The organism is Micromonospora sp. ATLC16 (assembly GCF_057196645.1).
Window position 1 is genome coordinate 1 of sequence record NZ_JBXUOW010000020.1, and the last position, 14,262, is coordinate 14,262.

Consider the following 14,262-nt stretch of genomic DNA (forward strand, 5'->3'; position numbering starts at 1 on the left):
GCCTCCCGCCGCGCCCGCGGCTGCCGCCGCGAACCGGGCCGGGACCGGCGCTGCCGCGCCGGCTACCGCCCCCTCGTCGACCGGCCGCGACGGCGCCCCCTCGTCGACCGATCGCGGTAGCGACCTCGTGTACTCCGCCCATGGCGACGGTCCGTCGGCCGGTCCTGACGGCGTGACCCGGGCTGCCGGTGGTGACGGGCTGTCCTCGGCCGGTCAGGACGGCACCACTCAGCAGGCCGATCGTGGCGGTGCGTTCCGGAGCGGTGGCCCTGACGGCGGTTCGGGGCGGTCGGGAAGCCCCCAGGGGGATGCGACAAACGGTGCCGCCCGGCGACCCGTGCCGCCGTCGGCGATCATGCCCGATCCGGCCACACCGGAACCTCCTCGCCCCGGTGCGACGGCCCCCGGCGCGCTGGACGCGGTCGCGGTGCGCCGGGTCTGGCCGGAGGTGGTCGGCAAGGTCAACCGGAGCAACAAGCGGATCGCCGCGCTGATGCGCGACGCGGTCGTCCGTGACCTCGACGGGGACACCCTCGTGCTGACCGTGAAGTCGGTGGTGCTGGCCCGGATGATGTCCGACCACGCGCAGGTGCTCACCGACGCGCTCTACGAGGAGCTGGCCGGACGCTGGCAGATCCGCTGCGAGGTGGCCGGCGAGCGGGGCGGGGCGTCGCCCGGTCCGCCCCGCAGCCCGTCCGCTTCCGGCCCGGCCCCCGCTCCGGTCGCCGCCAGTCCGCCGGTGCCCGCAGGACGGGCCGATCGAGGCCGCTCCGGCGGTGCCTCCGGCGCTCATCGGTCGGGCGACCTGGCCACCACCACGGCTGAGGACGGCGACGACGACTGGCCCGAGCCGGCCCGTCCAGGTGGCAGCGCCGCGTCAGGTGCCGACGACGACTGGCCGGAGGCGGCCCGTCCCGGCGGTGGGTCGGTAGACGCGGCGGCGGACCCGTCGGGCGACCCTCGGGCGGCTGCCTCGTACGCCTCGGCGGACCCGGTTGCGCCGGGTGCCCCGTCGAGCCGTGGCGCGGGTGACGGCTCAGCGGTCGCCGGTTCGGACGGCACGGGGACGCAGGCCACGTCGGGTCGGGCAGCTGCTGATGTCGGGCCGGCTGCAAGCGCGGCGAGCCGTGGGCCGGCTGGAGCGGCGACCACCGCCGGGTCGGGTGGGGCTCGGGCGAACGGTGGGTCGGGCGGCCACGGGTCGAGTGCCGCGCCCCGTCAGGCGGGAGCGGCCAACGGCACTGCCGGTGCCCCGGTGAGCAGCGCGATTGCGGCGGCTCGGGCGGCAGCGGCCGGGCGGGGTGCGCGTACCGCCAAGGGGGTCCGGCAGACCGCGGACGTGGAGTTCGCCGGCGAGCCGCCGTACGACCCGGATTTCGACGGCCCGTTGCGCGGTGGCGCGGGACGTCCCGGCGGTGCTCAACCGGCCGCCACCCCCGCCTACGAGGGTTTTGACCCGGGTGACGAGCCACTCGACGAGATCATCGACGAGAAGACCGCCCGCGAGTCGAGCGAGGAACAGGCCGTCCGGCTGCTCCGGGAGACCTTCGGCAGCGTCGAGAGGATCGGCGACTGAGCCCGGGACAGCGACCGGTTGGTAGGTGGCAGGGGTGCGGGGCGTGGTCGGTGGGTGGCGTTAGGGTGGGCGGCGGCAGAACGGGCGAGTTGAGGGAGTCATCGTGCGGCCTGGTGGACAGCCGAACATGCAGCAGATGCTGAAGCAGGCGCAGAAGATGCAGCAGCAGATCGCCAAGGCGCAGGCGGAGCTGGCCGAGGCCGAGGTGACCGGCACCGCCGGCGGTGGCCTGGTCACCGCTGTCGTCACCGGTTCCGGCGAGGTCAAGAGCATCAAGATCGACCCGAAGGCTGTCGACCCGGACGACGTGGAGACCCTGGAGGATCTCGTCGTCGCCGCGCTGCACAACGCCACCGAGGCGGCCCGCGAGCTGACCGATCAGAAGATGGGCCCGGTCGCGGGCGGGATGGGCGGCCTCGGCCTGCCCGGGTTCTGAGCCCACAGATGTACGAGGGCGCCATCCAGGATCTGATCGACGAGCTGGGCCGACTGCCCGGCGTGGGGCCCAAGAGTGCTCAGCGGATCGCCTTTCACGTGCTGTCCGCCGACCCGGCCGACATCAACCGGCTGGCCGGCGCGCTGCGCAAGGTCAAGGAGCTGGTGCGGTTCTGCACCAGCTGCTACAACGTCGCCGAGTCCGACCAGTGCCGGATCTGCCGCGACCCGCGGCGCACCGACGAGGTGATCTGCGTGGTCGAGGAGCCGAAGGACGTGGTGGCGATCGAGCGGACCGGTGAGTTCCGTGGCCGGTACCACGTGCTCGGCGGGGCGATCAATCCGTTGGAGGGCATCGGGCCGGACAATCTGCGCATCCGCGAGTTGATGACCCGTCTCGGCGGTGGTGCGATCCGTGAGTTGATCCTGGCCACCGACCCGAACACCGAGGGCGAGGCGACCGCGACCTACCTCGCGCTGATGGTGAAGCCGATGGGGATCGCGGTGACCCGGCTGGCCAGCGGGCTGCCGGTCGGCGGCGACCTGGAGTATGCCGACGAGATCACCCTGGGCCGGGCCTTCGAGGGGCGGCGGGCCGTCTGAGGACGCTGCCGCGTCCACTGTGGTTTCTAACATGTGGGCCGGCGGGTCGACAGTCGATGTAACAAATCTGCATCACTCAAACGGGACAAAAAGTCTCTTTGTCGGTCGTCTGTGCAGGTCATTCGCTGTCGTCTCAGCAATTAAGACACGATCCGGTACCAACCGCTTCGACAGCCATTTCCCGCCGCTCCGAACGGGAGCTATGGTCACGGCCATCGGTGACCCTGTCACCACGTCGTCCGTACCCCCAAGGACGAGGTGAAGCACCATGCGTGCATCCAGGCCGAAGGTCGCTATCGCGGCCGTGGCGGCCGCGGCCCTCGCGGTAGCAGGCTGTGCCGAGAGCGACCGCGAAGGTTCCGGCGGTAGTAGCAAGGACACCCTGGTCTTCGGCGTCGCCGGAGACCCGAAGGTGCTCGACCCCAGCTTCGCCAGCGACGGTGAGTCGTTGCGCGTGGCCCGCCAGGTGTTCGAGACGCTGGTCCGCCCTGAGGAGGGTGGCACCAAGGTCAGCCCCGGCCTCGCCGAGTCCTGGGAGCCGGACGCCGCGGGCACCACGTGGACGTTCAAGTTGCGCTCCGGCGTGAAGTTCCACGACGGCACCGACTTCAACGCCGAGGCCGTCTGCGTCAACTTCGACCGCTGGTACAACGCCAAGGGCCTGATGCAGAGCCCGGACGTGACCGCGTACTGGCAGGACGTCATGGGTGGCTTCGCCGCCAACGAGGACGACACCCTCGGCGAGAGCCTCTTCAAGTCCTGCTCCGCCACCGACCCCAGCACGGTCGCGCTGACCTTCAGCCGGGTCTCCAGCAAGATCCCGGCCGCCCTGATGCTGCCGTCCTTCTCCATGCACAGCCCCAAGGCGCTCCAGGAGTACGACGCCAGCAACGTCTCGGGCAGCGCGGACGACATCAAGTACCCGGCCTACGCGACCGAGCACCCGACCGGCACCGGCCCGTTCAAGTTCAAGACCTGGGACATCGCGAACAAGACGCTGACCCTGGAGCGGAACGAGGACTACTGGGGCGACAAGGCCAAGCTCAAGAGCCTGATCTTCAAGACCATCTCGGACGAGAACGCGCGTAAGCAGGAACTGCGTTCCGGCGGCATCCAGGGCTACGACCTGGTCGGCCCGGCCGACGTCCAGCCGCTCAAGGACGAGGGCTTCAACGTCCTGACCCGCCCGGCCTTCAATATCCTCTACCTGGCCATCAACCAGAAGGGGAACCCGAAGCTGGCCGACCTGAAGGTCCGGCAGGCGCTCGCCCACGCCGTCAACCGTCAGGCCCTGGTCGACTCGAAGCTGCCCCCGGGCGCACAGGTCGCGGTGAACTTCTTCCCCGACACGGTCGAGGGCTGGAACGGCGACGTCACCAAGTACGAGTACGACGTCGAGAAGGCCAAGTCGCTGCTGGCCGAGGCCGGCGCGTCGGACCTGACCCTGCGGTTCCACTACCCGACCGAGGTCACCCGGCCCTACATGCCGAACCCGAAGGACCTGTTCGAGCTGGTCTCGGCGGACCTCCAGGCGGCCGGCATCAAGATCGAGCCGATCCCGCTGAAGTGGAGCCCGGACTACCTCAACGCCACCACCTCCGGGGACAAGCACGACCTGCACTTCCTCGGGTGGACCGGCGACTACGGCGACGGCTACAACTTCATCGGCACGTTCTTCGACCGGCAGAAGGACGAGTGGGGCTTCAACAACAAGGCCCTGTTCGACAAGTTCCGGCAGGCCGACACCACTCCGGACCAGGCGGCCCGGACGGCGCTCTACCAGGAGCTGAACGCCGACATCATGAACTTCCTGCCCGGTGTGCCGATCTCGCACTCGCCGCCGGCAATCGTGTTCGGCAAGGACGTGACCGGGGTCAAGGCGAGCCCGCTCACCGACGAGCGGTTCGCCACCGCGGAGTTCAAGTCCTGATCTGACGCACCGACCACGGGCGGGCGCTGTGACCCACAGCGCCCGCCCGTGATCCCTTGCCCCCTTCCGAGGCCGCCGTGTTCCGGTTCATCGTCAGACGCCTGCTTCAGTTGATACCCACGCTGTTCGGGCTCTCCATCCTGTTGTTCATCTGGCTCCGGCGACTGCCCGGAGGCCCCGAGACCGCCATCCTCGGCGAGCGGGGCACGCCCGAGATGCGCGCCGCGATCCGCCGCAATCTCGGTCTCGACGAGCCGATCCTGATCCAGTACGGCCGGTTCGTCCGCCGGATGATCCGCCTCGACCTGGGTACGTCCATCTCGACGAAGCGCGAGGTGACGACGGAGTTCCTGCAACGATTCCCCGGCACCGTCGAGCTGACCATCACCGCGATGGTGATCGCGATCGGCATCGGCATCCCGCTGGGCTACCTGGCCGCCCGCCGGCGCGGCCGGTTCCTCGACCACGCCTCCGTCGGCGGGTCGCTGATCGGCATCTGCATCCCGGTCTTCTTCCTGGCGTACATCCTCAAGGCGATCTTCTCGGAGAACCTCGGCTGGTTCCCCTCCAGCGGCCGGCAGGACCCGACCATCGGGGCCACCCGGATCACCAACTTCTTCGTCCTCGACGGGCTGATGACCCGGGAGTGGGACGCCGCCGCCGACGCGCTCGTGCATCTCGTGCTGCCGGGGATGGCGTTGGCCAGCATCCCGCTGGCGATCATCGTGCGGATCACCCGGGCCAGCGTTCTCGAGGTGCTCAATGAGGACTTCGTGCGTACCGCCGAGGCCAAGGGCCTGACCGAGAACGTGGTCCGCCGCCGGCACGTGCTGCGCAACGCCATGCTTCCGGTCGCCACCTCGATCGGTCTGCTCACCGGTGGCCTGCTCTCGGGTGCGGTGCTCACCGAGACGGTCTTCGCGTTCAGCGGGATCGGCGCCTTTCTCGCCGACTCGATCAACCAGCGCGACTATCCGGTGCTGATGGGCTTCATCATGATCATCGCCGTGGTCTACGTGCTGGTGAACCTGATGGTGGACCTCTCCTACAGCCTGATCGACCCGAGGGTGAGGGTCCGATGACGACCATCGGTGACAAGAAGCGAGAAAAGATCGACCGACTCGCCGAACTGGCCGCCCGCGACGAGGAGCGGGGGGTGAGCCTCTGGCAGGACGCCTTCCGTCGGCTGCAGCGCAACCCGGCCGCCATCATCGGCGCGGTCGTCCTCACCGTCTTCGTTCTGGTCGCGCTGATCGGCCCGTTCCTGGTGCCGTACGGGCCGACGGACACGATGGGCATTCGGGAGGGCGTCATCAAACCGGGGCTCATCCCCGGATCCTCAAGCGAGCACTGGTTCGGTTACGACCACCAGGGTCGGGACGTCTTCAGCCGCATGATCGTCGGGGCTCGGCAGACCCTGCTGGTCGGCGTGGTGGCGACCCTGATCGGTCTCGCCGTCGGCATGCTGATCGGCGGTGTCGCGGGTGCCGCCGCCGGCCTCGGCGGGCGCTGGGGCCGATGGGTCGACAGCACCCTGATGCGGTTCATCGACATGCTGCTGGCGCTGCCCAGCCTGCTGCTGGCGGTCAGCATCGCCGCGCTGCTCGGACCGAGCCTGACCACGGTCATGATCGCGGTCGGGATGGTCTCGGTGCCGGTCTTCGCCCGGCTGCTGCGTGGCTCGATGATCGCCCAGTCCAACAGCGACTACGTCCTGGCCGCCACCTCGCTCGGGGTGCGCAAGTCGAAGATCGCCCTGGCCCACGTCCTGCCCAACTCGCTCGCCCCGGTAATCGTCCAGGCGACGCTGACCCTGGCCACCGCGATCATCGAAGCGGCGGCACTGTCCTTCCTCGGGCTCGGCAACCCCGACTCGGCAACCCCCGAGTGGGGCGTCATGCTCGCCGACGCGCAGCAGTACCTGGGCATCCGGCCCGAGCTGGCCATCTACCCGGCGGTCGCCATCATCATCACCGCGCTGGGCTTCACCCTGCTCGGTGAGTCGATGCGTGAGGCCCTCGACCCGAAGCTGCGGAAGTAGGCGTGCCGAGCATGAGAAGCGTGCATCTGACCTGCGTGGCTGTAAACGAAAGGGCGGTGCGGCATGGCACTGCTTGATGTCGAAGATCTGTCCGTCACCTTCGCCCGGCGTGGTCAGCGGACCGTACGGGCCGTGGACGGAGTCTCCTTCTCCGTGGAGGCGGGTGAGGTGGTCGGCCTGGTCGGCGAGTCCGGCTGCGGCAAGTCGGTCACCTCGCTGGCGATCATGGGTCTGCTGCCCAAGCAGCCCGGCCTCCAGGTGGCCGGCAAGGCCGTCTTCGACGGCACCGACCTGCTCCAGCTCGACGACCGGTCGCGGCGGGACATCCGGGGCCGGGACGTCGCGATGATCTTCCAAGATCCGCTGTCGTCGCTGAACCCGGTCGTGCCGATCGGTCTCCAGGTCACCGAGGTGCTGACCCGGCACCGTGGGATGAGGGGCGAGGCGGCGGCGAAGGAGGCGGCGCAGCTGCTGGACCGGGTCGGCATCCCCGATCCGAAACGGCGGCTGAAGGAGTACCCTCACCAACTCTCCGGTGGGATGCGCCAGCGCGCCCTGATCGCCATGGCGGTGGCCTGCCAGCCCCGGCTGCTGATCGCCGACGAGCCGACGACGGCCCTGGACGTCACCATCCAGGCGCAGATCCTGGAACTGCTGAAGGATCTGGTCCGGGACTCCGGCACCGCGCTAGTGATGATCACGCACGATCTGGGCGTGGTGGCCGGCATGTGCGACAACATCAACGTGCTCTACGGCGGTCGGGTGGTGGAGACCGCGCGGCGGCGTCCGCTGTTCCGTCAGCCCCGGCACCCGTACACCGTGGGGTTGCTCGGCTCGGTGCCACGCCTGGACGCGGGACGCGGTGAGCGGCTGAACCCGATTCCCGGCTCGGTGCGTGACCTGCTCCCCTGGCCGGACGGCTGCGCCTTCGCCCCGCGCTGCGACCGACGGGTGGACGCCTGCGTCGGCGAGCCGCCGGAACTGGTGTTGACCCACGACGGTCGCAGCTACCGGTGCGTCAACCCGGCCCCGGTGTCGGGCCTGACCCGCGGCGAGGAGGTCCGGGAGGCGCAACCGGGACAGGCCACGCCGGGTTCGGTGCCCGCGCAGGCGGTGCCGGACGACCCGCCGGCCGTGCCGGGCCTGGCCGCCGCCCCGAGTGAGGAGGAGACGCCGTGACCGGAGAGGACGTCCTCGTCGAGGTACGGGACCTGAAGGTGCACTTCCCGATCAAGCGGGGCGTGCTGTTCGACCGTACGGTCGGCCATGTCAAGGCGGTCGACGGCGTTGACCTGCGCATCACGCGCGGCCAGACGTACGGCCTGGTCGGCGAGTCGGGCTGCGGCAAGTCCACGCTCGGGCGGGCGCTGCTCCAGCTCACCCCGCCGACCTCGGGCGAGGTCAGCTTCGACGGGGTCGAACTGACCACGCTGGCACCGAACAAGCTGCGCACGATGCGCCGCCGGATGCAGATGATCTTCCAGGACCCGATGTCCAGCCTCGATCCCCGGCAGAACGTCGAGTCCATCCTCACCGAGGGCCTGCAGGCGCACGGTATCGGTGGTGACCGGGACGGGCGCCGTAAGATCATCGTCGAGACGTTGGACCAGGTCGGGCTGCCGCGTTGGTCGCTCTCCCGCTACCCGCACGAGTTCTCCGGCGGCCAGCGGCAGCGCATCGGCATCGCCCGGGCGCTGGTGCTGGGGCCGGAACTCATCGTCGCGGACGAGCCGGTCTCCGCGCTCGACGTGTCGATCCAGGCCCAGGTGGTCAACCTGCTCGACGAACTTCAGGACAACCTCGGTCTGACCTACCTGGTGATCGCGCACGACCTGGCGGTGGTCCGGCACATCTCGGACACCGTCGGCGTGATGTATCTGGGCGCGCTGGTCGAGGAGGCGCCGAGCGACCGGCTCTACACCGAACCACTGCACCCGTACACCCGGGCGTTGATGTCGGCGGTGCCGGTGCCCGACCCGGACGTGGAGGACCGCCGGGAGCGCATCCTCATCGCCGGTGATCTGCCCTCGCCGGCCAACCCGCCGTCGGGCTGCCGCTTCCACACCCGGTGCCCGTGGGCGCAGCCGACCCGCTGCGCCGACGAGCGGCCGGAGCTGCGGGACATCGGCGGCAGTCGGGTCGCCTGCCACTGGGCCGAGCAGATCGCCAGCGGGGAACTGCGGCGGCACAAGGTCGGCGTGGAGATCACCAAGCCAGCGGGCGAGGGTGAGGATCCCTCGGTCGTTTCCGCCCCCACCGAGCCCGGCTCCTTCGTGTAGGTCGTGCCCGCGAGGGTCCCTTCCGCACGCCCGAGCTGCCGGAAGGGGCCCTCGCCGGCTCATTGCCGACGACGCGGGGTGGTCAGCCCTCGGGGCGGTGCAGCAGGCCGAGGGCGATGGTGTGTACCGCGTCCAGCCCGGAAGGGTCGGCCAGCGGCGCGCTGCCGCCGGTGACCGCGTACCACTCGTCGGCGTCCTTGTACTGCACGTGCAGACTGACCCGGCCGTCGGCGAAGTCGGTGCGCAGGGTCAGCTCGCCGGTCACCACGCCGACCTCGTCGGTCATCACGCCGCCCGGTCCCGGCACGATGTCGGCTGTGCGGCTCTGCGAGCCGGTGGCCCCGCCCGCGTCGGCGGTCATCCCGGCGCCCGGCACCCCCACCTCTCCTGCGGCGGCACCGTCCGCGGTCATGCCGGCCGTGGCCGGGCCGGGGCTGCCGGTGGCCGCCGCCGCGTCCTCGCCGCCCGGGTCCGGCGTACGCTCGGGCGCCGGTGCCCCGTCGGCGCCGGTCACGGCTTGCTCTCCCATGTGCAGCCCTCCAACATGTCGGCCAGCTCGGCCTGCTCGGCACTGGTCACCGTCAGCTGCCAGTGGTGCTTCACCGCGACCCAGTCCCCGGCATATTGACACCAGTATGACCGATTTGATGGCTTCCACTGGGACGGGTCCTGGTCACCCTTTGCCCGGTTGGAGGATGCGGAAACCGCGAAGAGCTGCGGCCGGTCGAGGTCGTTGGCGAAGTCGCCGCGCTTCGAGTTGTCCCATTCGTCGGCGCCGGAGCGCCAGGCGTTGGCCAGCGGGACCATGTGGTCGACGTCCACGTCGGAGGGGTCGGTGAAGGTGCGGCCGTCGTAGACGCTCTCCCACCGCCCACCGACCACATTGCAGCCGGAGTGCTCGATGGACTCGCCGTCGCGCTCCAGCACGGTGTCGCGGACGTCGCAGTTCTGGCCGGTCTTGCGCCAGTGCGGGAAGCGGCTGCGGCTGTAGCCGCGCATCGAACCCGCCTCGGCGACGGTCAGCTCCGCGAGCATCTGGTTGACGTTGCCGCTGCCGCTCGGCGGCGTGACCGGCTCTTCCTCAAGCGGGACGCAGCCAGCGGCGCCGAGGGTCAGCGCCGCGATGAGCGCGAGCGCCCCCGGGACGCGCGGTCCTGATCTGGTACGCACAGACGACACCTCTCCAGCTTGCGGGCTTCCGGCGATCCCGCACAGTACCCGGCTAGGGTTTCGGCGTTTCGTGGTGTCTGACGGATGCCGCACGGCAGATTGGTAACCATGCCCGAATCCTCGTCCGCCCTCCGCCTTCGCAGCAGCGCCGGCCGGGGCACCCTGGCCGCAGCCGTGCTCGCCTCGGGCATGGTCTTCCTGGACAGCACCGTGGTCAACGTGGCGCTGCCTCACCTCGGGGCCGATCTCGGCGCGTCGGTGGCGGGTCTCCAGTGGACCATCAACGGCTACCTGCTGACGCTCGCCGCGTTCGTCCTGCTCGGTGGGGCATTGGGCGACCGGTTCGGGCGTCGGCGGGTGTTCCTGCTCGGCGTGGTCTGGTTCACCGCCGCCTCCATCCTCTGCGGACTCGCCCTGCGCACCGACTGGCTGGTGGCCGCGCGGTTCCTGCAGGGTGCCGGAGGTGCCCTGCTCACCCCGGGCTCGCTGGCGTTGCTTCAGGCGAGCTTCCATCCCGACGACCGAGCCAAGACGATCGGAGCTTGGTCGGGGCTCTCCGGTGTCTCCACCGCGCTCGGTCCGTTCATCGGCGGGTGGCTGATCGACGCCCTCTCCTGGCGGTGGATCTTCTTCCTGAACGTGCCGCTGGCGGTGGTGGTCGTGGTGACGACACTCCGCTGGGTTCCCGAGAGCCGGGACGAGAACGCGTCCCGACAGCGGGGCACCCGCCAGTTCGACGTGTCCGGTGCCCTGCTCGGCGCACTCGCCCTGGCCGGTGTCACGTACGCCCTGGTCGACGCCCCGGATCGGGGCCTGGACTCGCCGGCGGTGGTGGTGGCGGCTGTGGCCGGGGTGGTCGCCGCGGTGGCATTCGTGTTCCTGGAGCGGCGTCGGGGGGAGACCGCGATGCTGCCCACCGGTCTGTTCGGCAGCCGGTTGTTCACGGTGCTGAACTTCTTCACCGTGCTGGTCTACGCCGCCCTCGGCGGGTTCACCTTCTTCATCGCCGTGTACCTACAGAACGTGGTCGGCTGGTCAGCCCTGCTCACCGGCCTCGCGTTGCTGCCGATGACCGTGCTGCTGCTGGTCGGTTCGCCGGTCACCGGTGCGTTGTCGACGAGGATCGGACCTCGGTTGCCGCTGACCGTCGGGCCGCTGCTGGCCGCCGTCGGGCTGCTGATGCTGCGCGGGATCGAGCCGGGGGCATCGTACTGGCGGGAGGTGTTGCCCGGGGTGGCGATCTTCGGAGTCGGGCTGACCCTGGTCGTGGCGCCGCTGACCGCCTCGGTGCTGGCCGCCGTCAACGACCGCTTCGCGGGAGTGGCCAGCGGCTTCAACAACGCCGCCTCGCGGGTCGGCGGGCTGCTCGCGGTGGCAGCCCTGCCGTTGCTGGTCGGGCTCACCGGCACCGGGTACGAACAGCCCGCGGAACTCACCTCGGCCTACCGTGGCGCGTTGCTCTGGTGCGCCGGTGTGCTGGTGGCCGGCGCTCTCATCGCCGCCCTGCTGGTCCATCGGCCGGCCCGTCGCCCGCCACCGGCCCAGCCCTGCCACTCGTTGCCGGTCTCCACGCCGAAGTGACGCGGGGCCTCGCGCCGGTGCGAGGCCCCGCGTGTCGTCTCAGCCTCGGGCGCGGTTGACGGCGCTGGTGACCGCCTTGATGGAGGCGGTGATGATGTTGGCGTCCATGCCGACACCCCAGACCGTCTGCCCCTGCACCTCGCACTCGACGTATGCCGCGGCCTGGGCGTCCCCACCGGAGGAGAGCGCGTGCTCGTGGTAGTCGAGCACGCGTACGCTCACGCCGGCCGAGCCCAGCGCGTTGACGTACGCGTCGATCGGGCCGTTGCCGATCGCGGTGATCGAGCGATCCTGCCCGCCGGTGTGGAGCCGGGCGGCGATCTCGACCTTCCCGTCGGCGGTACCGATCGTGTACTCGGACAGCGCCACGGCAGGGTCGCGCTGGTGGTCGAGCAGGTACTGCCCGGCGAAGATCTGCCACATGGTGGCCGGATCGACCTCACCACCGTCGTGGTCGGTCACCTGCTGCACCACGCCGGAGAACTCGATCTGGAGCCGGCGGGGCAGGTCGAGCTGATGCTCGGTCTTCATGATGTACGCGACGCCGCCCTTGCCGGACTGCGAGTTGACCCGGATCACCGCCTCGTAGCTGCGGCCCAGGTCCTTCGGGTCGATCGGCAGGTACGGCACCGCCCAGGTGAACTCGTCGACCGGCGCCCCGGCCGCCGCCGCGTCGGCCTCCAGTGCGGTGAACCCCTTGTTGATGGCGTCCTGGTGGGAACCGGAGAATGCGGTGTAGACCAGGTCGCCGGCGTACGGGTGGCGCTCGTGCACGGGCAGTTGGTTGCAGTACTCGACGGCCCGCTTGATCTCGTCGATGTCCGAGAAGTCGATCATCGGGTCGATGCCCTGGGAGAACAGGTTCAGGCCCAGCGTGACCAGGTCGACGTTGCCGGTGCGCTCACCGTTGCCGAACAGGCAGCCCTCGATCCGGTCGGCCCCGGCCAGCAGGCCCAGCTCGGCGGCGGCCACGCCGGTGCCCCGGTCGTTGTGCGGGTGCAGGCTGAGCACCAGGCTGTCCCGCCGGGGCAGGTGCCGGTGCATCCACTCGATCGAGTCGGCGTACACGTTGGGCGTGGCCATCTCGACGGTGGCCGGCAGGTTGATGATCAGCTTGCGGTCCGGGGTGGGGTCGATCACGTCGATGACCTTTGCGCAGACCTCCAGCGCGTACTCCAGCTCGGTGCCGGTGTAGGACTCCGGCGAGTATTCGTACAAGATCTCGGTATCCGGGGTGTGGATCTCGGCGTACTTCTGGCAGAGTCGGGCGCCGCTGGTGGCGATGTCGGTGATGCCGTCCCGGTCCAGCCCGAACACGACCCGGCGTTGCAGGGTCGAGGTCGAGTTGTAGAAGTGCACGATCGCCCGGCGGGCTCCGCGCAGCGACTCGAAGGTGCGGTCGATCAGGTGCTCCCGGCACTGGGTCAGCACCTGGATGGTGACGTCCTCGGGAATCAGGTCCTGCTCGATCAGCTGCCGGACGAAGTCGTAGTCGGTCTGGCTGGCCGACGGGAAGCCGACCTCGATCTCCTTGTAGCCCATCTGCACCAGGAGCTGGAACATCCGGCGCTTGCGTTCGGGTGACATCGGGTCGATCAGCGCCTGGTTGCCGTCCCGCAGGTCGACCGCGCACCAGCGCGGGGCGGCCTCGACGTGTCGGGTCGGCCAGGTGCGGTCGGGCAGGTCGATCCGGAACTGTTCCCGGTACGGCTGGTAGCGGGTGTACGGCATCCGGCTCGGGCGCTGGCGCGTGAACGGATCGGAGTCGATGTCGGTGGTGCCGGCTGGGTGAGCCATCGCGGAGTTCTCCCCTGGTCATGTGACGTCAGCAGTGGAAGGTCGGCGGCAAGGCCGAGAGGGATCCGGGAAATGCTGGCGGCGCGGTTCGACTCCGCGACGAGGTGCCGGCCGTCAGGCCTCGCCGCGGCGACCAAGGAGAAGGTACGCCTGCCACATGACAGAGTGACACTACGTGGTGGACCTCAGGTCTGGGAAGGCTCGTCCGGAATTTGGGACGAGACTCGCAAAGGCGTCCTCAACGTGAAGCGTTTGGGCAGTTCAGAAGTAGTTCGGCCAATGGTTGGCGGTGGCGGAGCGACGTCTCGTCAAGCAGCAGGTCGGCCGGGAGGCTGAACGGATCACCGAGTTGCCCGACCGCCGTCACCACGTACGGTCGCACGTCGGAGGGCAGATCGAGGTCGGCGACCAGGCCGGGCCGGTCGAGGTCGGCCACCTGACGCACGTGCAGCCCCAGTGCGGTGGCCTGCACGGTCAGGTGGGCCACCGCCTGACCCAGGTCGTACGCCGCGAACGGGTTGTCGGCGGGCTGGTACGCGGCGAGCAGCAGGACACTGGCCCGACCGGCCCACCGCTGCTCGCCCGCCGGCAGGTTGACCAGGATCCGCTTGAAGGTCTCGTCCTCGCGGTGCCCGACGGCGAACCGCCACGGTTGGCGGTTGCCGACCGACGGTGCCCACCGCGCCGCCTCCAGCAGGGTCGTCACTTCGGCTGGCGTCAACTCCGCGACCGGATCGAAGGAGCGGGGGCTCCAGCGGAAGGCGAGCAGCGGAGTGAGGTCGGTCATGGAGGAAGTGTCCCGTATGGGCGTTTTTGCCAGGTGGTCCGGGTCGGATGAATGTGGGCAATA

At 70.0% G+C, this 14,262-nt stretch carries 13 protein-coding genes; 9 read left to right on the plus strand and 4 right to left on the minus strand.

Going from position 1 to position 14,262, the window contains the following annotated elements; all coding sequences use genetic code 11:
* The 8 genes from AC2CHE_RS11080 to AC2CHE_RS11115 all read left to right on the plus strand — a co-directional run.
* A partial coding sequence (locus tag AC2CHE_RS11080; protein ID WP_484504820.1) for a DNA polymerase III subunit gamma/tau domain-containing protein occupies window positions 1–1,576 on the plus strand: 1,576 nt, incomplete at its 5' end.
* Between the two features lie 127 nt (window positions 1,577–1,703).
* A complete protein-coding gene (locus AC2CHE_RS11085; RefSeq protein WP_484504872.1) occupies window positions 1,704–2,012 on the plus strand; it encodes a YbaB/EbfC family nucleoid-associated protein in 309 nt (102 codons plus the stop codon).
* 8 nt (window positions 2,013–2,020) lie between these two features.
* Window positions 2,021–2,614, plus strand: a complete 594-nt coding sequence (gene recR / locus AC2CHE_RS11090; RefSeq protein ID WP_093410030.1) for a recombination mediator RecR — start codon at window positions 2,021–2,023, stop codon at window positions 2,612–2,614.
* Window positions 2,615–2,882: 268 nt separating this feature from the next.
* Window positions 2,883–4,544 carry an ABC transporter substrate-binding protein gene (locus tag AC2CHE_RS11095; protein WP_484504821.1) on the plus strand — a complete coding sequence of 554 codons (1,662 nt, stop codon included), beginning with the start codon at window positions 2,883–2,885 and terminating at the stop codon, window positions 4,542–4,544.
* Window positions 4,545–4,621: 77 nt separating this feature from the next.
* Window positions 4,622–5,626, plus strand: coding sequence for an ABC transporter permease (locus tag AC2CHE_RS11100; RefSeq protein ID WP_484504873.1), 1,005 nt, complete (start codon window positions 4,622–4,624; stop codon window positions 5,624–5,626).
* Window positions 5,623–6,585: an ABC transporter permease gene (locus tag AC2CHE_RS11105; protein WP_484504822.1), complete on the plus strand. Its 963-nt coding sequence runs from the start codon at window positions 5,623–5,625 to the stop codon at window positions 6,583–6,585. The genes AC2CHE_RS11100 and AC2CHE_RS11105 overlap by 4 nt, the downstream gene beginning before the upstream one ends.
* A 63-nt stretch (window positions 6,586–6,648) precedes the next feature.
* Window positions 6,649–7,764, plus strand: coding sequence for an ABC transporter ATP-binding protein (locus tag AC2CHE_RS11110; protein WP_484504823.1), 1,116 nt, complete (start codon window positions 6,649–6,651; stop codon window positions 7,762–7,764).
* Window positions 7,761–8,864 carry an ABC transporter ATP-binding protein gene (locus tag AC2CHE_RS11115; RefSeq protein WP_484504824.1) on the plus strand — a complete coding sequence of 368 codons (1,104 nt, stop codon included), beginning with the start codon at window positions 7,761–7,763 and terminating at the stop codon, window positions 8,862–8,864. The genes AC2CHE_RS11110 and AC2CHE_RS11115 overlap by 4 nt, the downstream gene beginning before the upstream one ends.
* A gap of 82 nt (window positions 8,865–8,946) precedes the next feature.
* On the opposite strand, the gene AC2CHE_RS11120 is transcribed toward AC2CHE_RS11115, so the two are convergent.
* Both AC2CHE_RS11120 and AC2CHE_RS11125 read right to left on the minus strand, forming a co-directional pair.
* Window positions 8,947–9,393 (minus strand): hypothetical protein, encoded by a 447-nt coding sequence (locus tag AC2CHE_RS11120; RefSeq protein WP_484504825.1) that lies wholly within the window; start codon window positions 9,391–9,393, stop codon window positions 8,947–8,949.
* The gene (locus AC2CHE_RS11125; protein WP_484504826.1) at window positions 9,375–10,034 is read right to left on the minus strand and encodes an HNH endonuclease family protein; all 660 of its coding nucleotides are present in this window, start codon (window positions 10,032–10,034) and stop codon (window positions 9,375–9,377) included. Before AC2CHE_RS11125 ends, AC2CHE_RS11120 begins: the two co-directional genes overlap by 19 nt.
* Before the next feature lie 108 nt (window positions 10,035–10,142).
* Between AC2CHE_RS11125 and AC2CHE_RS11130 the strand changes: the two genes are divergently transcribed.
* The gene (locus AC2CHE_RS11130; RefSeq protein ID WP_484504827.1) at window positions 10,143–11,615 is read left to right on the plus strand and encodes an MFS transporter; all 1,473 of its coding nucleotides are present in this window, start codon (window positions 10,143–10,145) and stop codon (window positions 11,613–11,615) included.
* Between the two features lie 39 nt (window positions 11,616–11,654).
* Here the strand turns inward: AC2CHE_RS11130 and leuA are convergent, their stop codons facing one another.
* Together leuA and AC2CHE_RS11140 are read right to left on the minus strand one after the other, a co-directional pair.
* Complete coding sequence (gene leuA / locus AC2CHE_RS11135) at window positions 11,655–13,412, minus strand: 2-isopropylmalate synthase (RefSeq protein WP_484504828.1); 1,758 nt, start codon at window positions 13,410–13,412, stop codon at window positions 11,655–11,657.
* 238 nt (window positions 13,413–13,650) lie between these two features.
* The gene (locus AC2CHE_RS11140; RefSeq protein ID WP_484504829.1) at window positions 13,651–14,199 is read right to left on the minus strand and encodes a nitroreductase family protein; all 549 of its coding nucleotides are present in this window, start codon (window positions 14,197–14,199) and stop codon (window positions 13,651–13,653) included.
* Window positions 14,200–14,262: the final 63 nt, after the last annotated feature.

Excerpts from the sequence above, each read along its gene's own strand:
- AC2CHE_RS11110 (WP_484504823.1), top strand. The coding sequence starts at position 6,649 with ATGGCACTGCTTGATGTCGAAGATCTGTCCGTCACCTTCGCCCGGCGT.
- AC2CHE_RS11095 (WP_484504821.1), top strand. The coding sequence starts at position 2,883 with ATGCGTGCATCCAGGCCGAAGGTCGCTATCGCGGCCGTGGCGGCCGCG.
- leuA (WP_484504828.1), bottom strand. The coding sequence starts at position 13,412 with ATGGCTCACCCAGCCGGCACCACCGACATCGACTCCGATCCGTTCACG.
- AC2CHE_RS11140 (WP_484504829.1), bottom strand. The coding sequence starts at position 14,199 with ATGACCGACCTCACTCCGCTGCTCGCCTTCCGCTGGAGCCCCCGCTCC.
- AC2CHE_RS11085 (WP_484504872.1), top strand. The coding sequence starts at position 1,704 with ATGCAGCAGATGCTGAAGCAGGCGCAGAAGATGCAGCAGCAGATCGCC.
- AC2CHE_RS11120 (WP_484504825.1), bottom strand. The coding sequence starts at position 9,393 with ATGGGAGAGCAAGCCGTGACCGGCGCCGACGGGGCACCGGCGCCCGAG.
- AC2CHE_RS11130 (WP_484504827.1), top strand. The coding sequence starts at position 10,143 with ATGCCCGAATCCTCGTCCGCCCTCCGCCTTCGCAGCAGCGCCGGCCGG.
- AC2CHE_RS11105 (WP_484504822.1), top strand. The coding sequence starts at position 5,623 with ATGACGACCATCGGTGACAAGAAGCGAGAAAAGATCGACCGACTCGCC.
- recR (WP_093410030.1), top strand. The coding sequence starts at position 2,021 with ATGTACGAGGGCGCCATCCAGGATCTGATCGACGAGCTGGGCCGACTG.